This is a genomic window from Anabaena sp. UHCC 0187 (assembly GCF_009712035.1).
In the GTDB taxonomy this organism is placed as follows: Bacteria; Cyanobacteriota; Cyanobacteriia; order Cyanobacteriales; family Nostocaceae; genus Dolichospermum.
The window spans coordinates 202,659-229,112 of sequence record NZ_VILB01000013.1 but is presented as its reverse complement, the minus strand read 5'-3'; the positions used below and the strand labels follow the sequence as shown (position 1 = coordinate 229,112).

Below are 26,454 nucleotides of genomic sequence, written 5' to 3'. Positions count from 1 at the left end.
CGAAAATAATCTTTATATCCCCAAGTATAGCATCACATGAGAATATTAACCCATAATAGGCAAAATTTCCCAATAAAAACCTAAGCATTGCGAGGGGAATCTCCCTGCTCAATACCGTTTTAGTGGGAAGTAAACTGGGCAAGAATGCTTTGTGCTTCTTGACACAGTAACTCATGATTCTGATAATTACTTGCGAGTAACTCTCCCCATTGATGAATGTCGCCGGTGTTGTATTTTAATGGCGTGCAGTCAAAATGAGTAAATTTGCCACCTGCTTCCGTCAGAATTAGTTCGGGAGCAGCCATATCCCAATCTTTAGGTGCGGATTTACCAGACAGGGAAATATAAACATCTGCTTGCTGTTCAACTATCGCCGCAATTTTGCAACCGACGCTACCAATTGCTTTTTGATTTTGACAGGGCAAGTGCTGTAATAGATATTCTAACCTATCGTTGCGGTGTGAGCGACTAACCACCAAAATTAGATCTTGGATATTTTTATTGGAGTTAACTCGCACAGGCACAGAACCAGTAGAAGTTTCCACAAAAGTTCCATTGCCTCTTGTCGCATAATATAATTTTTGTGTTTCTGGAACTGCCACCACGGCTAACATTGTCTGTGTTCCTTGTACTAAGGCAATGTGAATGGCATATTCTCCAGTTTTGTTGATAAAGTCTCTTGTCCCATCTATAGGATCAATGATCCATACCCATTCAGAGGGATTTTTTCCCTGTTGAGATTTATAAGTTTCTTCGCTGATATAACCAAAGTCTTGATTGCCCAACGCTGCTTGTAGCTGTGACAAGATATATTCACTTACAGCTAAATCTGCAACTGTAATGGGTTCATTGTCCTTATACTTGATATCTAAATTTGGTGCGGCGGCAGTACCGTGATAATAAGAACTGAGTAGACTGGCTGCACCCCAACCAACTTCTCGCGCAATTGTTAATATTTCTGGTAAGTGTTTCATAAATTCGACTAATGAGAAATTTGGATGGATATGACAAAATTAAACAGTAAAATTTAGATTTTTGATTTTTTTATGGACTTGGTAAGTTCTTCTATTTGAATTGGCTTAGTAATAAAGTCATTCATCCCCGCATCAAAGCAAGCAAGACGATCTTTTTCTAAGACGTTAGCAGTGATAGCAATAATCCAAGGTTGAGGTTTTGACGATTGACGAATCATCCGAGTTGCCGTAATTCCGTCCATTTCTGGCATCTGCATATCCATTAAAATCACATTATAGGATTGTTTTTCTAGTATTTCTAATACCTCTACACCATTATTGGCAACATCAGCAGTATAACCAAGTCTTTTCAGAGAAAAAAGGACAACTTTTTGGTTAACTTTGTTATCTTCTGCTAAGAGAATTTTTATGGAAGATATGGGCAAGATATTTTCTTCTGGAGATGGCACGGAAGTATCTGCTGATATTAAGTCACAAACTAAAACTTCTTTAGCAATAAATGTAAAATTAAAGATTGAACCTTGGGGATGATCATTTTTAGTTTTGACAGTCCAATTAAAAGGAGGATTACCCCCAATATGTCCGCGACTTTCTACCCAAATTGTCCCCCCCATTAAAGCCACTAAGCTATTACTAATTGCTAATCCCAAACCTGTACCGCCATATTTGCGACTAATAGAAGCATCCGCTTGGGTAAAAGGTTGAAATAATTTATTTAAGTGATTTTCATCAATACCAATTCCTGTATCTTGAATAGAGATCATTAATTTTAATTCTTCATTATTCTGTATTTTCTTGGCTACAACTGAGATATAAACACGGCCTTTATCGGTAAACTTAATAGCATTGCCGATCAGATTTAGTAAGATTTGGCGAAGACGAGAATCATCTCCTAAAATATGAGTGGGAATATCTGGGTGAATTGAATATTCAAGGTGAATATTTTTATTAGCTGCTGCTTGAGCAAGAAGATTGCACACAGATTTGATGATATTTTTCAAAACCAAGGAATTGTTTTCTAGTTGCAAATTTCCCGATTCAATTTTTGAGAAATCAAGAATATCATTAATAATTCGCAAAAGAGCATCACTACTATCTCGAATCGTATCTACTAAATCTTGTTGTTCTTCTGAAAGATTTGTCATGGCAAGGAGTTGAGCCATACCAATTACGCCATTCATAGGTGTGCGGATTTCGTGGCTCATATTTGCTAAAAATTCACTTTTAGCTTGAGTTGCAGTTTCTGCTACTTCCTTCGCTTGAGATAGAGTAAACTGTTTTTCTAAAGCTTCATTGTAATCATTGAGAACTTTCTCTGCTTTTTTACGTTCGGCATCTTTTAGTTGATTGAGTTCTTGTAATTTCAGATTTTGATTTACTAGGGTAGTATTGGCTATCTGCAAATCGTTCTTTACTTGATTATTTTCATTTAAAACCGCATTTAAGATTAAGGTTGTCATGCCAATACAGGCAATAAAAGACTGCAATAATAGTAAAGAAATTTGAATAGAATTATGGACAAATGAACTATGCCCCTTAACTGTGCAGATTGCCACAATTACAGTAATGATGACCATTAAAAGGGTTGCACCTAGTTCTTTAAATCTAAAGGTTGCCCATAGCAAAAGAGGAACTAGAAAATATTCTACATTGTTACCTTTGGAAATAATATTACTAACAGCTAATGTTAAAAATAAGATAATAGTTACTTCTAGCCAACGATGTTTTATTAAGTGAGTGAATGAAATAATATTTTTGTTCCAAGCGACGATTAAAGAGGCAAGAATGAGAATTCCAAAGGCATCACCCAACCACCAAGATATGGCTATATTAAAATATAGTGACCAGGGAGCTTTGCCAAAGATACATAATAGCAATGGACAGAAAATTGCTACAGGTAAATGACTAAGAAAACAGCCATAAATGATAAATTGGGTAGTATCTTTAGCACGGTGCAAAAAGTAGCGATTACCAACCAAATATTCAGTCCAATAGACAGATAAAAGCTTTCCGACTGTGGCAATGACAACAATAGAGATAGTCAATATTAGACTGGAAAAGTTTGCCCATCCGTGATATGTTGTCAACTCAGTAATAAATACCCCAATCATCACTCCTAACCATAGCGGATAACCCCAGATAGTGATCAGTCCGACAGCAATGCCTCCGGGAATCCAAATAGGGGTTGATCCTGTAGAGGGGTATGTGGTCAAGGTATAAGATAATTCGGCTGTGATATAGTAAGCGATCGCCACTACTAGCTGTTTCCACCAAGTGACTTGACGAAAGTTAAATAAATCCAATCGTGGATAAGCATAAATTGACATAATCGGTCATTATTAATGGGGTTTGAATTATTAGGTATTAGCTGTTTTAAACAAATGCAAATAGATATTAAGATGGCTAAAATTAAGGTGAATACAGGTAATAAATTCTCTGTTAAGTAGGCTTAAAATTCAGTGAAATTTAGTATTCTACAAATTTTAATTCATCCAACGGCGTGTACCAAAATACTGACAAGCTTTAGCAGCAGTATTACCAGCTAGTGTTAATGCTTCTATAAAACTTGTACTAAGAATGTAGTGACAGAAAGCGCCGTGAAAAATATCTCCTGCGCCTAGTGTATCTACTGGCTGTATTTTTGGCAAATTAATAATACCATTATTCCCACAACTTAAGTAGAGGATTGGGTTTTCCCCTTGGGTAATGGCAATGTGAGGAATATTAAAGTTTTGCAAATAGGCAAAAACATCTTCTTGATTGTGGCAATTAGGAGGATAAAAATTAGCCGAACAAATGGCATAATCTACAAAAGGTAATATCTCTATAAATCCAGGTTTCCAGCTACCACCATCAATGACAACCGGAATATTTTTGTTTTTAGCTATTTGGGCAATAACTTTACTTACTGCTATTTGATGTCCATCAATTAAGACAATGTCAATATTTTCTAAATCTAAAATATTTGGTGGGATAGAAGTAATATTTGCCTGAGTTTTAATTGCATTAATAGAAATTACCGCTCTTTCTCCAGTAGATTGAGTGACGATAATCGAAGAGACAGGTGGTGGTGTATCCTTATTAAAGTCTAAGTCAATCATTGCGACTTGATAATTTTCTAAGTCGGTAGAAATTAGCTGCGTCATAGGGTGAGAACCCAGTACAGCTAAGACTGTAGCTTGATTTCCTAAATGACTGAAAGTGACAGCAGCGTTTGTTGCTGGGCCACCTGCTGCTATGGTATAGTCATTAGCAACTAGCTTTTGATTATTTTCGGGGGGAGAGTCCGCTAGATAAATTAAATCTAAGGTAATTAAACCGATAAATAAGGCAGAATGGGTCATTGCTAATTGGTAACTTTCTCAAAGTATTAAGTAAATTATAGGGAAATTTATGAATTTAACTACCCATAATTATGATTTTTATGATTGAATGCAAATTTTAGTAAAATACTGTTAAGTAAATTCACAAATTAAATATTACTGATATATAATTAACACGACCATAATAAAAATCCTTTTTTGTAGAGAGCCAAAAATCATGTTCAAAAATATGGCGATGGATGCGTTAGGTTTGAGTGATATTGGTGCTGTCATCAAACCCGAAGATTTTCATAAAGTTGACAGTGATGATTATGTGATTCATGAAGAAGGTGAAAAAATTTATTTTTTGATCAAGTCAAAAACTGATGAATACTGTTTTACTAATTTAGCGTTGATTCATTTAGATGGAACTTCTGCGGTTAGTAAAAAACGCTTACTTAAACGGTTTACCTATAGTCATCATCTGATTAAAGATGTGAAACTAGAAACTGCAGGAACAATAGATATGGATATTGAAATCAAGTTAAATATGGGTGAACAATCCTATTCTATTGATGTGGCAAAAGTTCATATTGTTGCTTTAAAAGACTTGTACAAAGCTTTACTGAAAATTTCATCTATTCAACGAGAAAATGCTCTTTACTATCAATATGCTCAAACTAGTTTAACTACAGCATCTAATACAGTTAGTCGTTGTACTACTGCCTCTACTTCAGAAGAGCAATTTAAAGCAATTAACCAATATACTTTTAATTGGTTAAAGTATGCCCATGAAACTTATATGCGTAAGGATTTTGGTGAGGTTTTTGAGAAATTCATTAACAACTAATTGATAAATTCTTGCTTTAAATTACAGATTTCACAGATTAATTTATTATCTTACAAATCATGTAATCTGTGAAATATTTTCATTCGTTTAATCCGTGTTCAAATTAATATGCAAACCGAACCAAAACCAGGAACACTTTATATTGTCGCTACACCCATTGGTAATCTAGAAGATATGACTTTTAGAGCAGTGCGAATTCTGCAAGCTGTGGATATGATTGCGGCAGAAGATACACGGCACACAGGCAGATTATTACAACATTTTCAAGTGAAGACTCCCCAGATCAGTTATCATGAACATAACAGTAATAGTCGCATTCCTGAATTGTTGGAACATTTGCAATATGGAAAAGCAATCGCTTTGGTAAGTGATGCGGGAATGCCAGGAATTTCTGACCCAGGATATGAGTTAATTAAGGCTTGTATTGATAATAGTATAACTGTTGTTCCTATTCCCGGTGCAAGTGCTGTAATTACGGCTTTGAGTGCGGCTGGATTACCAACAGATAGGTTTATTTTTGATGGTTTTTTACCAGCTAAAAGTCAACAACGTCAGCAATATTTAGAAACTTTACAAGGGGAATCCCGAACTTTAGTTTTTTATGAATCACCCCACCGCTTGCGTGATACTTTAGCAGATTTAGGGGAAGTTTTAGGAAGCGATCGCTCTATAGTTATAGCTAGAGAATTAACTAAATTATACGAGGAATTTTGGCGAGGGACAATAGAAGAAGCGATCGCTGAATATCAAAAAAGAGAACCTCAAGGAGAATATACTCTCTTAGTCGCAGGAAATCCACCCAGCAAACCTCAATTAACAGAAACAGAACTGAAAACTGAATTATTACAAATAATGCAACAGGGGATTTCCCGTTCCCAAGCTAGTCGTCAGTTAGCAAAAGATACGGGATTATCTCGACGCTATCTGTATCAACTAGCTTTGGGAATTGAAATTACGCAACCTGAGTAAAGTTCATTTTTACAATGATATCGTTATAATCGAAATCACCGCCATTTGGTAAATCTTCAAAACCAAAAGTATTATTTCCTAATAAACGGATGTGATCAACACCATCAGAGTTTACTCCCATATAGGAAAAATAAACTTGAGGATCATTATTAGTATTGTTATCTAAAAGTTGAGACAACGTACCATTAACTATAATCATGGGAGCAAAAATTGATCCACCGTTAACAGTAGTTGTTCCAGTTTGAATGCCTTGATTAGCCGCAGCAAATCTGAGATTTGTACCATTAGTATCTTGGAGAATATTATTGAATGCTGCTTGTAAGTAATTAGCACGATTAGCTGAAGTCGCTTGTAAATTACCAATTTGTCCGTCAGCATTGTCAACTTTATAGAAGTAAACCTCATTATTATATGAAGCTTCTCTATGTACAGAAAAGTTAGCTTTTACCTGACCTTTGATATCACGTAAATCAATTACTTCTCCTTGATTCCCAGCCTGTAACCCTGTACCTATAGGTAATGGTGTTTGAGTGGATTGAACCTTTACCACTAGATTCTTAAAATCTGCCCCACTGCTAGATCCATCTTTCCAAGCAAGATTAAAACCTTCAGCACCAAAATCCGTAATTTTTTGGCTAGAAGCATCAGCAAATATCAAACTAGATAAAGGAGTCTTACCAGTTTTAAGAGAATCTATTGTGCCATTTTTAACTATGAAAAATTTAAGATTATCACCACTATTAAATTCTAATGATCGTGTAAAATCTCCAGTATTTACACCATTAGGCAAATTAGAAACAGCGGAAAAAACTGTCTTTGCTCTCTTCAATACTTCTTGGTTATAATTCGCTGCACCTGGAGCAATACCATTGATTTTACCTTCAGCATCATCAACACTAAATACACCTAATTCGTTAATAAAATTAGAATTGCGTTCTACTAAAGTTACTTTCAATCTAACCTGATTATTCTCACCTTTAATCACAAAAATGTTATTGTTATTAACAGTTGCTAAGGGAACATCATCATTAATAATTCTCCCCTTAGTTGTCCCATTATTAATCAATGACCCATTAATGGGATTACTTAAAGCTACTGTAAAAGTTTCGTCTTTTTCTACCAATAAATCTTGAGTTGTTTGCACCGTGAAAGTTTTAGTAGTTTGTCCCTGTGCAAAGGTGAGAATTTCAGTTTTAGCAGTAAAGTCATTTTGACTAGCTGTATCATCTGAATTTATAGATGTAGATACAGTTATACTTTGGCTACTTTGAGTATTTATCGTGCGGGTAATTGTGAAATTAATTGCATTTCCTTCCGTCGCTGATGCTGAAGTAATGCTAAATACTGATGCTTGAGAAGCACCGTTTTGAAGAATGGCTAATTGTTTATCGCCCGCACTAACTAATGTATCAGCACCCTGGGTTGTAAAGGTTAGTTGAGCTATGTCTTTGAAATTATCTACGTTAATCCGTAATATATCTTCAGTTGACTTAAAGTCAGTAATGATATTAGGAGTATTTGGATACGCAGCATTTGCCAGCCAGAAAGTATCTTTACCAGAACCACCAGTTATAGTATTGCCACCAAGACCGCCAAAAATTGTGTCATCACCCGCATCACCATAAACAGTATCATTGCGGTCTGCTAAAATATAGTCGTTACCATCACCACCGTATAACTTATTATTACCTTTCTCCTTAGAAAAGAGATAATCATTTCCTGCATCACCGTATAATTCATCATTTGTATAGGCATACAAATAATCATCTCCATCACCACCTTTGAGGATGTTATTACCCCGACCATTAACACCATCAAGAGTATCATTACCATCTAAGCCTAGTAAAGTATAACCGCTTCCAGATGCTAATAATGAATCCTTTCCTGAAGTTCCAGTAATAGTAACAGCTATTTCATAAAAACTAACAGTGTCACTAACTTCATTAGCAACTGCCAGTAGGGGACGAGAATTAGGGCTATTTTCCGCAGAGATGAATTTTAAACCTTCAGGACTGATATCACCTTCAGTTCTAATATACTGGATAAACTCAGGTGCATTAGGGTTACTAAGATTATAAACCATCACCCCACCGCCAGCACGTTCTAAGCCGATGAATCCATAAGGAACATCATCAATCACACCAACAACTACACTTTCTGGTTCAGGTCCTTTATTGTCGGAACGAGTATCAAAATCAGCCGTAGAACCATTGTTAGCATTGAAAAATGTGGGTGTTTTGTCTTTTAGGATTTGTTCAATTTGATCGCCACTATCAAATACTAATTTACCTTGATCATCCCAAATAGAGAAAGAACGAGCGCCAAAAGCATAGAGTTTATCAAAGTCGCCGTCTCCGTCTGTATCTCCTAGTTTATCAGTAAAGGTTAAACGTCCTAAATTTTCCGCTTTTTTCAATTCATCAGCAATAACTTTAGGAAAAGCTATAGAATCAAGATTTAAACTAGAGATTCTTGATTCTTCATTAAAAAGTGATCCTTCATTACCAAAAGTACCACTTACTGTAGGACGAACACGAGCATCTCCTTCATTTGCGGTGATATAATAGGTCTTACCAGAAATCTCAAAAGAGCTAATTGCATCGGGTTGATACATCCCGAAAATTGGCCAATTTTGAATATTAATTTTACCTCCACCCCCAGAAGTACCATTAACATCTCTATCACTAGCATCAAGACCATTCCCTGGCAAACTATGGTCTTTGAAACCTAATGGAACAATTTTAGTAATACTAGCAGTAGCAATGTCTAAAACTGCAAAGGCGTTATTTTCTTGTAGGGTAATAAATGCAGTTTTTCCATCGGGAGAAGTTGTTATATATTCTGGTTCTAAATCTTGTGCTACTGTAGAATTTTCGCCGCTTTTCAGTTTACCAAAAATCCTCACACCTTGGGATTTTAATGTGGCTTCTTGACTATTAAATGCTGTGAAACTAGCGGTTTTTACATTATTACTATTTAAGTTGGCAATATTTCCTGAAACATCAATAATAGAAATAGAACCTTCTGGATCTATGCTATAATCTTCGTTGGGTTCTCCTTCGTTAGCAACAAGTAACTTGCTACCATCGGGAGTGAAAGTAATCATGTCAGGTAAAGCTCCTACTGCCACTTCTGCGAGTTTAGTGAGAGTAACAGCATCATAAAAAGCAACTTTACCAGGGTTGGTACTTGTATTCGCAGAAATAGCAACAGCAACAATGCTATTTTCAGTTCCTGTTCCTTTTCTGACAGCTACACTTTGAATTCCTGCCCCTAAGCTGGAAAGATCAATATTACTAACGTGAACAGGTGTAGTTGGATTAGAAGCATCAACCACTTGTAGAATAGGTTGATTTCCAGATGCTCCAGTTACAAAAAGACGTTGAGATTTGGGGTCAAAATCAGAAATTTCTGCGCCACTTAATTTGATAGTACCAGCATTGTTAAGTTGAATTGAATTCATAATTTTTATATTTGCAATTAGAGGTTTGTTGTGACTTATTTTGTAGTAAAAATTTTAGTCATTTTGAGCCTAAAAACTTACTACAAAGAAAATTTATACCACTTGCTTTAAGAGATCAATAAGGAAAAGTTAAGGAAACATTATATAATCTTCATTTTTTATTAGGGAAGGCAAAACTTGGAAAAATACCAAGTTCTGCCCAGATGTTTAGTTACGATTAATTACTATCAAATTCCAGGTCTAATTAAACAAGGAGAAATTGATTAGTATTAGCCACATTCAAGAAACTTGCTTGAATGCCTGTTAAAGTCGCTAGAGTTTGACTACCGAAGATAATTGCAGTATTACAAATCTACAACGATAGCTGCTGGTGAGAAGGCAAAATTAGCAGCAGTTAGGGTATTGGTATTAACACCAGTTAAAGTGGCAATAACTGTATCACCAATGGCAATATTGTTACCACTCAAAGTTAGATTACTGAAACCAAAACTCACCCCTTTACCAGCAATACCAATTACATCAGTACCAATTTGGAAATCTAAAATTCTATTAGCAGATGTGGGTGCTTCAGCATTGAAAATCCAGAATTGGTCAGCACCTGTACCACCAGATAGGAAGTTACCGCCACCAAGACCAGCATAGAATTTATCGTTACCATCACCACCCAAGGCACGACCGTTAGAACCGTCACCAAGGTAGAAGACATCATTGCCAACACCACCGGAAGCGCGATAGTTTTTAGCGCCATAAGCATAGAATGTGTCATCACCATCGCTACCAAAAGCGATATCATAACTAGCAAGGAAGATTTTATCGTTGCCAGTACCTGCATCCATAGTGTTGCCACCTGCAAGAGCGCCACTTGTTGTACTATCAATATAGTCATTATCAGCACCAGTAAAGACGGTATCGTTAGTACCATCAAAACCTGGTGTGATATTTGCTTCAATTACGTCAGCACTGCTAGAACCTGCAACCAATTTAGAATCTTGAATCAGGGAAGCATTAGGAGCAATTAAGAACGATAACTGACCACCTTCTACCAAGTTTTCTTGTCTAGTTCTTGTACCATCACCATTGCCATCAATATTTGTGGCGGTAATGATTGTGCCATCACGAAGACTGTGTGCCTGAACATCAAATACAAACTGTGTACCAGGAGCATTACCGAACAGAGTAGAAACATCAAGAATACCGGAAGTTTCCCAGTTACCGATATCATTTGGGCTAGGGTCTGTTTGACCTGAAGGTACAGCCGAGCGATCAATTTGTGCGATTTTAGTTAAGCTGGCGGCTGGATTTGCAGCAGCAGGATCAAGAACGTAAATAGAGGCTTCTTGTTTAGAACCTGCACCCCAGATATCTGCTCCTAGTGCGCGGTCTTCTTGAATGTAGATTTTGCCATTGTCAGCCCAATCAAGGTTATCAGGACTACGTAAACCGAAGTCTTGTTTACCAGCGTCGTTGCCATCGTAAAGGATGTCAATTTTTGCGGTGATATTACCTGTATTAATGTCGTTAAAATCAACATCAATTTTGTAGGTTGTACCCCAAACATCTGGTCCAGCAGTAATACCAGTCGAGGCTAAAACAGCTTGAGTACCATCGAAAGGATTTGTAGCGATATCTTCAGGACGAGAGAACTTGAAGGCACTAGCTGCCGCAGCTAACTCATCTTGCTTGGCTTGTGTAACATACCCTTGCGCGTCGTAACCTGTGGTGTTTGCCTTGCTGGAATCGTAGTAAGGAATTTCTACAAACTTGCCGTTTGTACTATTACCACTGCCCTTAAATTCGCCAGGGTTAATTTCAATTATGTCAGTGGTACTTGTGGGATCATCAGCCACCCATGCGAATAGCTTACCTTGTGCTAAACCATTACGATCAAGGAAATTACCAGCTTTTTTGTCGCCAACATAGAGGTATAGAGGCGCGTTACTTCTGTCATCACCAATTAAAAAGGCTACTTTATCAGTGCGACCTGTATTTAGTTCTGTGATGTTTTCCCATCCAGCCCGACCAAATGCAGGTAGCGCATATAAAGTGTTATTTTGTGTATCTAAGGCGAATTGTGTGCCGCCATTCGTTTCTTCCCCAGAAAAGAAAATACGATCAGCTAGACCAATACCTGTACCAAACTTGTTCGCTTCAAACAAAGCAGCAGAACAAAAACGCTGAATACCGCCAAATTCTAAATCAGCAGCAGCATCAACAACTTCACCTTTACGGTTGATGATGGTGTCATGGGCTAATCCAGCATCAACGATTTTTAATGTCAACTTGTCAACATCAAAATAGTTAACTCTTGCACCAGGGAGTTGTGTACCGTTTTTCAGGGTGTACTTATAACCATCACCAGCACCTACTTCATTAACAACTAATAAACGAACAGTTGTATCATTCAGTGAGTAAGCTCCGATACCATCAAGAATACCGACAGGAACATAGTCGCCAATTTTGTCACCAACGGTAAAAATAGGATCAACTGTGTAACCATTTAGCCCTTTGACTTGAGATGGTTGGGTTGTATCAAATGATATAGCCATGAAATTTATCAATCCTCTTGGTAGTGCTTACTGAATGAATAAGTCCGGGTTTGGCAAATTTAGGAAAACCTAATTTACCGAATATGAATATTACGTTTCATTAACCTCTCATGCAGAGATTAAGACAGGACTATGACTTAACTATTTTTTGATTAAAAATTAGGATTAAACGTTAATTTTTAGTTATGAATAGATTATCAAAAATATTTAGAGAGGAATGAGAAAAACATTAAATAAATTGAAAATCAAGTATTATTAATATCAAAATTTCCTTGATAATGCAGTAATAATCAAGTCTGAATTATGTTATTTTCTTATGGGTACTATGCCAATATTAAAACTAATACAGACTCGATCTTCATCACTCATATTTGTTTCGACACCATGGGAGAGCCAACTGGGAAATATTAACATTGTTCCTTCACGAGCTTTGTAAGTTATTTTCGGAAAAGTCCAGAGATTAAACTCTACAGATGGTGGTACTATCATTTGTGAGGCTGGTCGAGGATCACAAAAAAATATCCCGCCACAATTTTCAGGAGTTTTCAGATAATAAACTCCACTCAAGATAGAATTTGGGTGATTATGTACAGAGTTAGAAGCAAATTTGCGATTAATAATTGCCCAACAAGTTGTAATGTTGAGGCTGAATTTTTGTAAATCCCATTGCAGAAAAGTGGCAACTTCTAAGACATTTTGATTAATGATTTGTGTAAAATTGTGAAAGCTCTCTCTTTCATGTAAATTATCTACACTGTGCCATCCGAGTATATTTGACCACTTCTCACCCTGACTATCTCGACTTTCTTCTGCATAGATAGTTTGTAAGAGGAGGGGATTTAATTGTTGATGATTTTCTACTGGAAAATGCCAAACAGAGGTGGGAAACCAATCATTTCTAGAACCAGTCATAATTTTTATTTACACTAGATATGCTGAAAACCACAAACTTGAACTCTAAAAACTTTTTAAATTTTGGATTTTAGAGATTTTATGACTCCAAAATCCAGAACTCTTTAATGATAAATTCAACTAACACAATGTCGGCGGTAATTGCAGTCTAATTGTAATCATCTAAAGCAATCTTTTACCACGGACTACCAATCATGGTAAAGGCAGACCAATAATAGGGATGGGAAAGATTGCCATTAATTTTCTTCAAGTAGGTGGCCATTTCCGGTGATAAATCAATGCTACTGTTAACACTGATTAATTTATTGCCTTCAATTGCTACTTTATCTTGAATCATTGCTATCTGAGCTTGTCGCAGTGCTTCTGCTTTTATTGGTGCAGTTTTTAACTGATGATAGAACTCATTCATTAACCCCATCGTTCCGGCATCAGAAACATACCACAAACTGGCAACGGCTGATTTTACCCCAGTTCGTACTGCTAACCCAGCAAAACCTAACTCGGCTTTTTCATCTCCAAAAGCTGATTTACAAGCACTTAAAACTAATAATTCTACTGGTGGTTGATTCCATCCTAACTCGCGGACTTTATCTAGTCCCAGCTTGCTATTGTACAACTGGATATAGGAATTGCGTGCGTCACCAGAAACAAAGTCTACGTGAGTTGCTAGGTGAATCATCCCAAAAGGATTTTGCTGACGTTTAATCTTGAGATTTTCCAGGGTAAAGTTCTGATTGAGAAAGGATTTACCATTCCATAATTTGGCAATGTTCTCAACTTCTATGGGTACTGCCTGTAAAGGGTTCTGTTTTTGGTCTTTGGTAAACTCACTAGCTCCCATTGCTAAGACTTGGGATTTTTTGATATCAACGTAGTTACCGTCTGTGAGGCTGACACTGGGTAACATTCCTAAACTGTATTTTTCAATCAAAAACTGTTTACCATCATGGAGAGCCGCTAAGGGGATAGAACGTAAACCCACATCAGTAATAAAGGCCATATTTTTAATGCCTTGCTTTTGCAACTCGGCCTCTTGAGGAGCAATTAGCCATTTATATAGTTGCTGGGCTGGAGTTAGATAGCTTGTCGTATTTGCTTGATTGGGATCAGAAATCTCACCGTAAAATTTCTGAGCTACTTGTATCACCTTTGCCCTAGTTGCACCAGCTACCGCCAAGCGAATGGGTTTACCTGTACCAGTAATAAGAACTAAATCAAGTACATCATTATCTTTTGTTGATGTGTCACCACTGGAAGTAAAGGTTGCATAAACTATTGCTGGTTTAATGCCTGTTTTTGCTTCAATTTGCCGCAGGGCAGCCTGTACATCAGACAAGCTTTTGATGGCAGTTTTCCCTGATTGTCCTAGATATTCTTCTATCTGTTTTGTAGCACTGTCATCTAATTGTGCAAATTCTGTATCAAGCAATACTGAGGAACTAATAGTATTAGTATTAGCCAGAAGTCCATTATTAACTGTAGAACGTCCTACCACATCGGAGTTTGGAGCATTTTCTGGATCTTTAGTAATGACTCCAATATTACCTTGAGTATAAGTACCTGGTAAAGATTTGCTAGGTGCAATCACATTACCAAAACCTGTGGCAATGGCGGCCGCAGTCCCGTTGGTAGTTGCCTCACCCACTACAAAGGGTATATCTCCATTACCACCATGACGGATGGTAACTGAACCATTGCCTGTACCACCTACGGTGGAAATACTAGCATTTGTGCCGTTATTATCTGTGAATGTGCCAGTAGCTCGGAAGAAGCGACGAGTTGTAATATCTACATTACCACCAGTGCTACCACCTTGGGCATTGATAGTAGTAACTTGAATATCATTATCTGGATCTAACAAGACATTACCACCCTTGCCAGTAGTAGAACTGGAATTTAACTCCTTAGCTTTGATACTGTCCTTGGCTTCAATATTAATTGCTCCACCGTTGGTTGTAATATTTTGAGTTGTAACTGTGCCAGTCGTACTTTTGAGGGTGACGTTATTGTTGTTGTTGGCAATATCCTGAGTGGTAATATTGCTATTTGCTGAGAGATTAATGGCAGATTGACCGATACCTATAATTTTTTCCGTGGCTGTGATTGAACCTGCACTAGAATTAATAGTCTGGCTACCAGTCCCTGTGAGGTTGATTGGACTACTAAAGTTAATATTGCCTGTGGTGAAAATATCGCTACCAATACTTGTCTTCGCAGTATTGCTAATGTTGAAGCTATTGAGTGGATTTGTACTACCTAAAGCACCACTAAAGTTAATATTACCATTACCCGCAGTCAAGGTTAAATTTCTAGCTCCATCAACTGTACTACTAAAGTTAATGTTTCCTGGGCTAGTGGCATCTGTATTAAATATGATGTCGTTAACAAGATTTACTTTTCCATTCAAGTTGATATTACCAGCAATGCCTGGATTAGAGATCGTATTGAAGGAGTTACTAAGGTTAATAAAACCTGTGTTACTGGTAATGTCTATATTTTGTCCATTTGTGATGATGCTATCTGTAGTAATGTTCTGGTTGGCTAACAGGTTAATTGAGGCGTTGTCTGTACCTGTGATTGTTCCTGTTGTCGTGATTGAACCTGTACCAGTGGGGGATTGAATATTTACAGGGTCTTGGAATGTAGCATTATTGATGGTTACTGCACCGCTGCCGTCACTACGTCCAATAGTAATGGAACTAAAGCCATTAGCTAATGCGGTTATGTCAGATTGAGTCAAGTCTAAAGTATTTGTACCACTATCGGTAGTACCACCAATAGTAATATTTTGAGTAGCTGTTCTAGGTTGAAGTGTGATTTTTGCTCCATCAGATCGAACAGAGCTTGTATTTCCTAGTAAGTCTATCTCATTACCAGTTAAGCTAATTGCTCCATACTGAGTGCCTGGATTAGAAGTATTATTATTAACTGAATTGAGGGTAATTTTGTCAGATTCTAGGGTAATTTCTCCCCCTGTTCCAGTTGTGTTACTGCCATAAGAGGTGGAATCAATCGAACCATTCACAGTAATATTACTGCCCTGTCCAGTAGAAAGAAAGCTAATCTTTCCCCCATTACCCACTGTACTACCAAGCGTTCCAGAAAATACATTACCTACAACAATATCATTTTTAGCATTCAGAGTAATATCACCACCATTTCCAGCAGGACCCCCGTTTGCAGATGTATCTGAGGCTAGATAACCTACATTAATACCACCATCGGTACTTGTAATTTTGATTGCTCCACCATTACCAGCCGAGCCAGGACTATAAAAACCAGGACGATAAAAATCAAAGGAACTGCTACCATAAGAACCAGTTACTATAGAACCAACATCAATATCATTTTTGGCATTTAGTGTAATTGCTCCAGCGTTACCTGCATTTGGAGAATTATTAGATGAACTCAAAAGACTTTTAGTAGATATACTGTCATTGCTAGTGATATCTATATTGTTACCGTTTGTCCTTATGTTATCTGTAGTAATATTCTGGTTAGCTATTAATTTAATTGAAGCATTGCTTGTAATTGCCCCATTAGCGGTGATTGAACCTGTACTAGAATTAAATTCTTTGCTATCAGTACCAGTGAGGGTGAGTGGGCTGCTAAAGTTGATATTGCCAGTGGTGAAGATGTTACTGGGAATAGTCGTATTAGCAGCACTGGTAATGTTAAAGCTACTGAGTGGAGTTATCCCACCAATTGCACTACCAAAACTAATATTACCTGTACCCGCAGTCAGGTTTAAATTGCCACTACCATCAATTGTGTTACCAAAATTGATGTCTGCATTGCCAGTATTAAGAGCAACATTAGAATCATTGCCCAGTAATACTGCGTTGGGGAAAGTGATAGGTTGATTGTTGGTGGTAATGCCTCCATTGAGGGTGCTTGAGGCAACATTGAAATTCAGAGAAGCATTATCTATAGCTGTAATTCCACCACTATTAACTATCACTGAACCTGTGGGAGAGAGGATATTTACAGGGTCTTGAAAAGTAACAGAGTTTAAGGCAATACTTCCAGTGCCATTAGACCTACCAATAGTAATGGAATTGAAGCCATTACTTAAATTATTCAGGTTATTGAAAGAACCAACACTAAATCCGCCAGATCCATTAACTGTTATATCTTGACTGGGGGTAGTAGGTTGTAATGTGAGATTTCCTGTACCTATAACTGCTCTGGGATTAGAATCTGTTCCAGGGTAGGGTAAGGTAATACTGTCCGCTTCCAAAGTTAGGTTATTTATACCAACTGCTACACTGTCAGAGAAAGTAATCAGAGAACCAGCTTTACTTGAGCTTATCTTTGTATCATTAGTTAAACTAATTGGATTGCCAAAGTAAATTGAACCATTAGCAGTAACATCAGATCCAATTATTGTCTTTCCTAGATTACTGCCATATAAGCTGAGTGAACCACTTACATTAATAGGACTCACAACCCTAGTAGTAGCATCTGTATTGTAATTATTGATGCTCATATAGGGATTAGAACCTATTAGTTGTAAAGCATTAAGATCATTTGCAGTCAAATCCAATGTTTCTAACCCACTATCACTAGTTCCCCCTAGTGCAATATCTGTATTATTCCCTGGTGATATAGAAACTGATCCAGCACGAATTGAACCAAATCCACCAAGAAAATCAATCTCTTTGCTATTAAGGGATAAGCTGTTGGTCACATTAATTGCTCCGTCTATTTCAACTGAGCTTGTTGTAGCGGATAATGACAGTGACCCAAAGTTCAGTGGAGTAGGGTTATTTATTACTCTAATATTGCCTGTCGAGTTAATATTGCTAATATTAATGGCTGAAGAACTAGCGTTTAAAGCATTGAGGTCATCCAAAGTAATATCTAAAGTATTTGCACTACTATCAGATAAACCACCAACTAAAATATTTTGATTATTAGCTCCTGGTGCTAAATAAATAGATTTGCTATTAACTGAGCCAATCCCACCTAAGAAATTGATCTCATTGCCGTATAACTTAAGAGTATCAGCAGCCAATGTTCCCAACACATCTATTGTTCCTGTCCTGGTGCTGCCAATTCCACTTCCAATCCCTACACCGTAGTAACGTCCAATAGTAAGTGAAGATAAAGGAGTTTGTAGAGCATTGATGTCTTCAACTGTTAGATCAAGTGTTTCTATTCCAGTATCAGACAAACCACCCACCACAATATTCTGGTTGCTCCATGCAGGTTGTAGAGTAACATTACTAGCACGAATTGACCCTACTCCTCCTAAAAAATTGATCTCATCACTATAGAAGTTGAGATTATTAGCAGCCAATGTTCCCAACACATCTATTGTTCCTGTACCGTAGCTACTAATACTAAGTGATGATAAAGGAGTTTGTAGAGCATTAATGTCACTTTCCGTTATGTCAAGTGTTCCTGTCCCAGTGTCGGACAAGCCACCCACGATAACATTTTGGTTGCCCCTTGCAGGTTGTAGAGTAACATTACTAGCACGAATTGAACCTGCTCCTCCTAAAAAATTAATTTCATTAGCTGTGAAACTGGCAGATTGACTTACTAACCCTGCTCCTCCTAAAAAGTTAATTTCATTAGCCCTGAAACTGGCAGATTGAGCTATATCTAAAACTCCTTGAACTTCAATTGAACCTGTACCATAAGTAGCAAAATCAACGGATGACAACTGTCCTTTAAATGCCTCAAGATCAGTTGTAGTTATATCTAGTGTTCCTGTACCGCTATCATTTGCACCATTTATTACAATATTTTGATTACTATCAGACGGACGTAAATAAAGAGAGCCTGAAGGATAGCTATAAACACCACGAACTGAAGCAACGCCTCCTGTAAAGTCAATTTCATTGGCAGTTAAACTCAATCCACCATTGATAGTTGTACCTATAACATTGATTTTTCCTGTACCAGAAGTGCCAATACTCATGTAATGAGATAAGCCATCATTTAAAGCATTGAGGGTGCTTGTAGTTAAGTCTAGTGTTCCTGGTCTACTATCAGCAGAACCTCCAACTACAATATCTCGATTACTGTTATAAGGAGTGTTTAGATTAATGTAGTATCCAAGGCGACGCGTTGAAGTGGCTTCCCCCAACAAAGCAATTTTATTTGCTGTTACTGAGAGAGATGTCCCATAATAATAATCATAAATATTGGAAGAATCATTAGGAATGTTAGATAGGCTACCTAGCGTAACATTGTCGCCAGTGATAGAGATAGATCCTTTATTGGTGGTAACAGTCCCCGTCGAGATATTACCAGTAGCTGATACGTTTACTGAACCACCCACCCCAGCGGAAGTATTAATATTTCCTACTTGAATACTTCCAAGTGGTAAACCCAACGAACCGCTAGTAAAGGATGTTCCACCATTAGAACTAGGAAAATTCTCAGGAATAACCGAAGTCAAACCTGCACGCAATATTAAGGAAGGAGTAGTTGTCAAAGTTGTAAAATCTGGATCAGAAGCCGGAATACTACCACTGGTATCAGGAGAGGTAATGCTAATATTCCCACCTTGAATACTTCCCGTTGCTTCAACCTTCAGGGCTGCACCCGTATAGTCTCCAAATAGGACATCTCCATTAGCCCTGATAATAGGGTCAAACAAACTCTGAAAAGTTCCTACACCACCGGAAAGGTTTTTAATAGCAAACCGTCCACCACTGTAAAAGTGAGCATCCCCAGACACTATACCACCACTGACTAAACTCAGATTTCCACCACTGACAAAGGGGGTTTGGGGATGATTCAAAGCCAGAATATCAATATTCTGATTTCCTTGAATATATAGATTGTCTAATGCTTGAGCTAAAAAAGGATTGTCAATACTATCACGGACTCGGACAGTATCTTTAGCTAACAGGTTTAAATCCCCAGTAGTTTGGAGTTGACTTTCAACTAAAGTTAAATTCTTGGCGGCTGATAAAGTCGCCGATTGGGCTGTAATATTCTTTGCTACTATATCCCCGGCATTTACAGTCAGTCCAGAACCCGTCAGTTCTACTTGTCCATTACTGTTAACAGTGACATTATTAGCATTACCCCCATTAATACCTGTTAACAAATCTAATAAAGTCGCGGGAGTAGCTGATGTATTTGATGAAGGTTCAACTTCTAAACTCAACAGGTGTCCTGGTTGACTGATACGTAAAAGGTTTTGACCAGGAACTGATGCGACGGTAATGTTACCTCCTGGTGCTGATAAATTGCCAGTGCTGAGGACAGTACCACCAAGTAAGCTTAAATTGTTGCCAGTCCCAACTGCTAAGTTGCCAAAATTAACAATACTCCCTGGTTGGGAAGCCGAAAAACTAAAAGCGTTAGGAGTTCCGACTAAATTGGCATAGTCGTTACTACCAACGGCATTAAACTTATTTTCACCCAACCAAATGCTATTAGCTGTAGTAGCTGTGAAGTCAGAGGGGACATTTAATCTAGCATTAGCACCAAATACAATCCCCGCAGGGTTCATTAAGAATAAATTAGAATTTCCGCCCGTAACTTGTATAATTCCATTAATAAATGAAGGATCTCCACCAATTATCCGCCCCAAAATGTTTTGAATATTCGGGTTAGAGAGAAAGTTAGCTATCTCATTGGAATTGAGTCCAAATTTTTGGAAGCTTTGAAAGAGATTTACACCGTCTTTAGAAAGACTACCACCACTAATATCTAACTGATTGCCGTTAGGAGTGACAACTGTACCAGTACCATCATTAGCAGGGGTGATAGATTGTGCTTCGACGGGGGCTACGGTTTGGAAAAGAGGAGCTAAAGTAATTGCTTGGGTGAGAATAAATAAACCAATTTTGCCAGTTAAAGAATTCATATAAATCCTAGTATCAATAAATTTTCAATTTGAATTATCCCTCATGTAACATCATTATTGATATAAGTGTATATGCCTAAAGTTGCTCAAGTATGAATGAAATCTCCTAAAATAGACCTCAGTGTTTTTACTATATAAAACTCAAAAGCCCGCAGGTGCGGGCTTTCTAGCATATTATCTTTTGAAAAGCTTGAGAATGACTTATTGATTCTTAACAAGTCTTAATCACCATACACGAGAGCCAGACGGAGCAGGAGCAGTATTTTGATTAGGTGTGGGCTGTGTGGGGAGGGGACGAGGAGGGGTAACTTGAGTAGGTGCAGGACGGGATGGAGTGCTATTTTTAGGAGATTGGTTAACCACCTCAACAGCTGCATCTGCTGGTTCTTCTTCTGTAATACGAGTGTTGAGAGGATCTTTGGGGTTACCACCTCTAGTATTATTAAAAGCTAACACTGTCCCCGGTTCAGACTTGTCAAATTTCATGCCTAATTTATAGATAGAATTCGGCGCTAACTTTTTCAGAAAAGTCTTAATAGGAATGGCTAAATTAAAACCGGTTTTAATTTCACTACTGGTTTTAATAACAGGACTACTTTGTGATCCTGTTTCCTGACTACCTCCCTGGGATGCTATCTGCAAAGAGTTTTCATCTATTTCATCTAATTCTCTCCCACCTCTACCATGAATACCGACAACTCGCCCCTCTACATCGAAAACAGGACCACCACTCATACCTGCCCTAGTAACAGCCGTATAAGATATAGCATAACCATCATCTACTGCGGTGTCTTCTTCACCTACCACTGTATCCCCATCTAAACGACCGGAAACCAAGGAAGAAGTAAATTGAAACACACGTTTTCTAATTGCCAGATCAGGGTTAGGAAATCCAGAGACATAAACACCAGACCCTTCATTTGTATGGTCAGAATCACCAAGGGTAGCAGTATTAAACTTGTCTTCACTACGGAACTTGACTATTGCTAAATCTACGCCTGGCAATCTCTGAATATCTTTATCAGTGGAAATACTTATTTTTTGCCGTCTTCTGTCTCCTTCTAAGGGAACAGGAGTGATCACTTGATATTCAGTATTGTTATATTTAACGACGTGATTGGCTGTCAGTATGACATAAACGATTGTGCCATCTTCTTTATAGCTACCAACAATCACCCCTGAGCCGGGATAATTATCTTTGGGGACAATTTGCACGACAGTGGATTTAGCAATACTGGCTACTTCCCTGGGTGATAATGCTTGTTTAGCAATGGCTGGACTGGCTACCATGACCATTGCTGAACCGATAAAGCAACCTGATAATAAATAACGATTTAACATGATGCTATTTCCTGAAACTTTTAATTTATGACTATTAGCAAATTCACTAGCAAATCAATTACCAAATCCACACAGAACGGTTGGGTTGATTTCCAGGGATGGGGATTGACGGTACAGAAACGGAACGGGTTGGCTTATTTGCAGAAATTGGGGTTTGCGGTGCAGAAGTTGAATAAAGAGAATCAACCTCAATTTCTCTAAAAGACGATGCTGCTGGTGGTTTGATACCTTGAGAAAATTGGGGGGCGCTATGAAGAAATGTTCCTACTGGTACAGCCCAACTAGAATACTCAAACTGATTGCGGGTTTGTAAGTTTGGGGTAGAACCATCTTCAAAAATAAAGGGATTTCCCCAAATAGGAAATTTGTGTCTCCCATTAATTGCTACTAATTCACCACGCTGATTAAGTACGGGTCCACCACTCATACCTTGGAGGATGTCGTTGCTGTAACCTAATTGATAACCCCCTCGGAAAGATTTAGATAATATATAGTCAACTTTTCCGGTTGTGAATGACCAAGTTTTGGTTTCATGGGGAAAGCCAGCCGCAAAGGTGTTTTCTCCCAGTGCTAAGGGTGATTTAGCAATTGAGGCGATCGCATAATTACTGCTACTTTTAAAACTGAGTAATCCCAAATCATCATCATTGAAATTTACAGCTTTAATTGTTTGACTTTGATAAATCTTACCGTCAGGAGTTTGGATTTTATAATTACTACCCATTCTCAAAACATGAGCATTGGTAAGAACTGTGTAACTCTGACCTTTTCTTTGGATCATAATTCCTGAACCCCAACTTTCTCCGGCCATAATTTTTACTGTTATCGCCCGGGCTTGTTGACGCAAAACCTTTTCTGAGGATATCTCAGTAGCTTGAGAAATCTCTGACTCAGCAGTCGGTGTTTGCTTTTCGATGGAGTACGCAGCCTTGTTTGAAAAAGCAAAAGACAAACAGCTAATTAAAGCCAAAATACTAAATCTAGAAAAATTCATGTTCGTCTAACTCACAAACAGTTAACTAATAACTCCTCCCCATGAGATTTTCGGCTTTGGAGAGGAGATTTAGTCTATGTTAGTAGAAATTTCAGTTTCTTATACCAATTTTATGTGAAGTTGCCCTCAATCAATTTGGTGATTTACCTTGTGCTAGAAGATTGACTCTAAAACGGAATTTGGCGCGGCTTCACAAAGAAACGGTATTACCAGGATCTGTTATTAGGTGCTGTGCTGGGGTTATTATTAACTGCACCAGGTTCTTTTTGTCCGCGTTCATTCACATCTACACCAATATTAGTTAACATTTTATTTACATCAATGTAACCAGCTTGAGACTGACGTTTATCCTTTTGCTCATTGATAACTGAACTAGCAAGACCTGCCCGATTATCAAACAGTGTTTGCAAGATACCCGCTACGTTGCGGCTATTACGGCGATTCAATGTGAATAAAACATTAGCAGTGTTACAAGAATCACCAGTTCCAGTAGTAGCACAAACTACGGGCATTCCTCTCACCATCCCAGCAGTAATGTAGTTTAACTGACCTGTACTGTAAAATTGGTTAAACCTTGCCGATACTTCGATACATCTGCTGACACGGTCATATCCTGAACCTGCAAACTCATTTGTTTTCCAGCGCATTACGGGTGATCTGTTTGGACCGACAACGGTTGTTAGACTATTTGTATCACAACTAAAAGGACCACCGGGATCAGCATAACTGGGGCTGCTCATTGCTGCTCCCAAACTGCTGACAAGAACTGCTCCACTGAGAATTGCTAAGGATTTACGTAGCATTGTATAGGACTCCTAAATTAAGTGATTGTTTAAGTATCTTGGTTGCTTTAAAGCAAATCTGTATGAGTTCTACTGGAATTTCCTCTGCTTGTTACTTTACATAACTTCAGAAGGTTTGTTTATTTTTTTGTTTGACTTAATGCTTCACTATTAGACTAGCTTAGAATACCATAACATAGTAAGAGTAAATTTACGTATAATATGCACTTATTTTTTTTTGTGATTTATGGAAGTTTTCATAAAAATTCCGTAATTTCTCAGTTTACTAATTAATGAATTAGTATTAAGTATAACTTTAGCTTATATTACCGCTTAACTTATTTCCGCTATTTAGCGAAAAAATACCAAAATTTTGCCATTAATATATCCAGTGGTAACATAGCGTGTTAATTTTGAAACTATAAGCTTATATAAGTATAAAAATCAAATCCAGGAGCAATAATTTTATGCGTCGGCATTTAGAATCTAGAATTTTATATGTATATTTAATGACTAGTACACTCTTGGCTGTCTCTGTATCAGCCAGCTATGCTCAATCATCTAGTTCATCTGTCTTGTTAGAACTACCAGACAATTTAGTCGCAAAAGTCACCAATAAGCAAGTTGAGTTAAATCAGAAATCATCAACTAACACTGAATTAACAGATTCATTTGTTTTCTTAGAACCACCAAACAATTTGCTGGCAAAAGTCACAAATAAGCAAGTTGAGTTAAAGCAGAAATCATCAACTAACACTGAATTAACAGATTCATTTGTTTTCTTAGAACCACCAAACAATTTGCTGGCACAAGCAGAAAATCCCAAAGGTAATCCCAATCAGGAAAGATTTCTACAACCAGAACCCATTCCTAAGCCTCTAACACCAGAAAATCAGCAGATAGTCCCATCAGAACCTATACCAGAAACTGCACCTGAGACAGTCACCGAAAAGATTCAGGTTGATAAAATTGAGGTGACGGGCAGTACAATTTTTAGTCAAGAGCAATTGAACTCCCTGACTAAGCCAGTCCAAGGACGTTCGGTGAATTTGGAAGAACTCAGAGAAGTGGCTAATGCGATTACCCAACTCTACTTAGATCGGGGTTATATTACCTCAAGAGCAATTTTAGTCAACCAAACAATTAGTGATGGTGTAGCCAAAATTCGGGTAATTGAAGCTGGTGTGGAGAAAATTGAAATTGAAGGGACAAAACGCCTCAATCCTAATTATGTGCGATCGCGTGTAGGTTTAGGAATTAATAAACCTCTTTCCACAAGTAATATAGAAGACCAGTTAAGATTATTAAGGGCAGATCCCTTATTTTCTAATGTGGAAGCCAGTATCCGTCCCGGTACTCAGGTAGGTCAAAATATTTTAGTAATCAGAGTTACCGAAGCTAACTCTTTGAAAGCAGGATTAAGTGCTGATAACTATTCTCCACCAAGCATTGGTTCAGAAAGATTTGGGATTAATACTAGTTATCGTAATCTCACAGGATTAGGCGATCAACTCACCGCATCCTATTACTTTACACCTCGAGGGGGATCAAATATCTATGATTTCAGTTATCAGATCCCAGTGAATCCGATGAATGGGACTGTACAATTGCGAACCGCAATTAATAATAATAAAGTCATTCAAGAACCTTTTCAGTCCTTTGATATTCGGGGAGAGTCCCAACTATATGAAATTAGTTTTCGTCAGCCATTAGTGCGATCGCCCCGTGAAGAATTTGCGTTATCATTAGGGTTTACTGTCCAAGATGGTCAAACCTTTACCTTTGCAGGTCCCACAGCATTTGGTTTTGGACCCGACGATCAAGGTAATAGCCGCACTCGTGTGATTAAATTTGGACAAGACTATGTAGCACGAGATATCAAAGGAGCATGGTCTTTGCGTTCTTTATTCAGTTTTGGTATTGACGTATTTGATGCTACTAGCAACGCTGATCCTATTCCTGATGGTCAATTTTTCAGTTGGTTAGGACAACTACAACGAGTACAAAGGTTTGGTGATAACAACATCTTAATTGCCCAAGCTGAAGTACAACTAACTCCCAATGGTTTATTACCTTCACAGCAATTTGTAATTGGTGGTGGTCAGTCAGTGCGTGGTTATCGGCAAAATGCCCGTGCAGGTGATAATGGAGTCCGATTTGTCCTAGAAAACCAACTAACAATCCACAAAGATGAGAGTGGAAATCCATTAATTAAAATCGCACCATTCTTTGATTTAGGATATGTCTGGAATACGGATGATAATCCTAATCGCTTACAGAAACAAACCTTTTTAGCAGGTACGGGAGTCGGAGTTTTATGGCAACTTCTACCTAGTCTAAATATGCGGTTAGATTATGGTTTACCTTTAATTAATTTAGATGACCGAGGTGTAAATGCTCAAGATGAGGGCTTTTACTTCAATGTAGGATATAAGCTTTAAAATCGTTGAAATCGTTCAAATTTACGACTCAATAATCGTGATCATA

13 protein-coding genes are annotated in these 26,454 nt (G+C 37.7%); 3 read left to right on the top strand and 10 right to left on the bottom strand.

Annotated features, from left to right (window positions below):
* Nucleotides 1-119: 119 nt before the first annotated feature.
* The 3 genes from FJR11_RS13950 to FJR11_RS13940 form a co-directional block, all read right to left on the bottom strand.
* Nucleotides 120-974, bottom strand: coding sequence for a 3'(2'),5'-bisphosphate nucleotidase CysQ (locus tag FJR11_RS13950; RefSeq protein WP_168504634.1), 855 nt, complete (start codon nt 972-974; stop codon nt 120-122).
* A 53-nt stretch (nt 975-1,027) separates the two neighbouring features.
* Nucleotides 1,028-3,301, bottom strand: a complete 2,274-nt coding sequence (locus FJR11_RS13945; RefSeq protein WP_168504632.1) for an MASE1 domain-containing protein — start codon at nt 3,299-3,301, stop codon at nt 1,028-1,030.
* Nucleotides 3,302-3,457: 156 nt separating this feature from the next.
* Complete coding sequence (locus FJR11_RS13940) at nt 3,458-4,318, bottom strand: sugar kinase (RefSeq protein ID WP_168504631.1); 861 nt, start codon at nt 4,316-4,318, stop codon at nt 3,458-3,460.
* 196 nt (nt 4,319-4,514) lie between these two features.
* Here FJR11_RS13940 and FJR11_RS13935 point away from each other — a divergent pair, with 196 nt between their 5' ends.
* The gene (locus FJR11_RS13935) at nt 4,515-5,126 is read left to right on the top strand and encodes a PH domain-containing protein (RefSeq protein ID WP_168504629.1); all 612 of its coding nucleotides are present in this window, start codon (nt 4,515-4,517) and stop codon (nt 5,124-5,126) included.
* A gap of 108 nt (nt 5,127-5,234) precedes the next feature.
* On the top strand, nt 5,235-6,095 hold the full coding sequence (gene rsmI, locus FJR11_RS13930) for a 16S rRNA (cytidine(1402)-2'-O)-methyltransferase (protein ID WP_168504627.1): 861 nt from the start codon (nt 5,235-5,237) through the stop codon (nt 6,093-6,095).
* Here rsmI and FJR11_RS13925 read toward each other — a convergent pair.
* The 7 genes from FJR11_RS13925 to FJR11_RS13895 form a co-directional block, all read right to left on the bottom strand.
* Nucleotides 6,079-9,558, bottom strand: a complete 3,480-nt coding sequence (locus FJR11_RS13925) for a choice-of-anchor I family protein (RefSeq protein WP_168504625.1) — start codon at nt 9,556-9,558, stop codon at nt 6,079-6,081. The two genes, rsmI and FJR11_RS13925, sit on opposite strands and share 17 nt — an antisense overlap.
* Nucleotides 9,559-9,902: 344 nt before the next feature.
* Nucleotides 9,903-12,104 (bottom strand): alkaline phosphatase PhoX, encoded by a 2,202-nt coding sequence (locus tag FJR11_RS13920; RefSeq protein ID WP_168504623.1) that lies wholly within the window; start codon nt 12,102-12,104, stop codon nt 9,903-9,905.
* A gap of 306 nt (nt 12,105-12,410) precedes the next feature.
* Nucleotides 12,411-13,016: a TIGR02466 family protein gene (locus FJR11_RS13915; RefSeq protein WP_168504621.1), complete on the bottom strand. Its 606-nt coding sequence runs from the start codon at nt 13,014-13,016 to the stop codon at nt 12,411-12,413.
* 175 nt (nt 13,017-13,191) lie between these two features.
* The gene (locus tag FJR11_RS13910) at nt 13,192-20,850 is read right to left on the bottom strand and encodes a CHAT domain-containing protein (RefSeq protein WP_168504619.1); all 7,659 of its coding nucleotides are present in this window, start codon (nt 20,848-20,850) and stop codon (nt 13,192-13,194) included.
* Between the two features lie 225 nt (nt 20,851-21,075).
* Complete coding sequence (locus FJR11_RS13905; RefSeq protein WP_254444753.1) at nt 21,076-22,191, bottom strand: trypsin-like peptidase domain-containing protein; 1,116 nt, start codon at nt 22,189-22,191, stop codon at nt 21,076-21,078.
* Nucleotides 22,192-22,249: 58 nt separating this feature from the next.
* Nucleotides 22,250-23,185 carry a serine protease gene (locus FJR11_RS13900; protein ID WP_168504617.1) on the bottom strand — a complete coding sequence of 312 codons (936 nt, stop codon included), beginning with the start codon at nt 23,183-23,185 and terminating at the stop codon, nt 22,250-22,252.
* A 206-nt stretch (nt 23,186-23,391) separates the two neighbouring features.
* Nucleotides 23,392-23,988, bottom strand: coding sequence for a COP23 domain-containing protein (locus FJR11_RS13895; protein WP_168504615.1), 597 nt, complete (start codon nt 23,986-23,988; stop codon nt 23,392-23,394).
* 488 nt (nt 23,989-24,476) lie between these two features.
* Between FJR11_RS13895 and FJR11_RS13890 the strand changes: the two genes are divergently transcribed.
* Nucleotides 24,477-26,408: a ShlB/FhaC/HecB family hemolysin secretion/activation protein gene (locus FJR11_RS13890; RefSeq protein WP_168505558.1), complete on the top strand. Its 1,932-nt coding sequence runs from the start codon at nt 24,477-24,479 to the stop codon at nt 26,406-26,408.
* The last annotated feature ends 46 nt before the right edge of the window (nt 26,409-26,454 follow it).

What these genes read in the sequence shown, in the direction of transcription:
- FJR11_RS13950 (WP_168504634.1), bottom strand. Translation starts at nt 974, where the DNA reads ATGAAACACTTACCAGAAATATTAACAATTGCGCGAGAAGTTGGTTGG.
- FJR11_RS13945 (WP_168504632.1), bottom strand. Translation starts at nt 3,301, where the DNA reads ATGTCAATTTATGCTTATCCACGATTGGATTTATTTAACTTTCGTCAA.
- FJR11_RS13940 (WP_168504631.1), bottom strand. Translation starts at nt 4,318, where the DNA reads ATGACCCATTCTGCCTTATTTATCGGTTTAATTACCTTAGATTTAATT.
- FJR11_RS13935 (WP_168504629.1), top strand. Translation starts at nt 4,515, where the DNA reads ATGTTCAAAAATATGGCGATGGATGCGTTAGGTTTGAGTGATATTGGT.
- rsmI (WP_168504627.1), top strand. Translation starts at nt 5,235, where the DNA reads ATGCAAACCGAACCAAAACCAGGAACACTTTATATTGTCGCTACACCC.
- FJR11_RS13925 (WP_168504625.1), bottom strand. Translation starts at nt 9,558, where the DNA reads ATGAATTCAATTCAACTTAACAATGCTGGTACTATCAAATTAAGTGGC.
- FJR11_RS13920 (WP_168504623.1), bottom strand. Translation starts at nt 12,104, where the DNA reads ATGGCTATATCATTTGATACAACCCAACCATCTCAAGTCAAAGGGCTA.
- FJR11_RS13915 (WP_168504621.1), bottom strand. Translation starts at nt 13,016, where the DNA reads ATGACTGGTTCTAGAAATGATTGGTTTCCCACCTCTGTTTGGCATTTT.
- FJR11_RS13910 (WP_168504619.1), bottom strand. Translation starts at nt 20,850, where the DNA reads ATGAATTCTTTAACTGGCAAAATTGGTTTATTTATTCTCACCCAAGCA.
- FJR11_RS13905 (WP_254444753.1), bottom strand. Translation starts at nt 22,191, where the DNA reads ATGTTAAATCGTTATTTATTATCAGGTTGCTTTATCGGTTCAGCAATG.
- FJR11_RS13900 (WP_168504617.1), bottom strand. Translation starts at nt 23,185, where the DNA reads ATGAATTTTTCTAGATTTAGTATTTTGGCTTTAATTAGCTGTTTGTCT.
- FJR11_RS13895 (WP_168504615.1), bottom strand. Translation starts at nt 23,988, where the DNA reads ATGCTACGTAAATCCTTAGCAATTCTCAGTGGAGCAGTTCTTGTCAGC.
- FJR11_RS13890 (WP_168505558.1), top strand. Translation starts at nt 24,477, where the DNA reads ATGACTAGTACACTCTTGGCTGTCTCTGTATCAGCCAGCTATGCTCAA.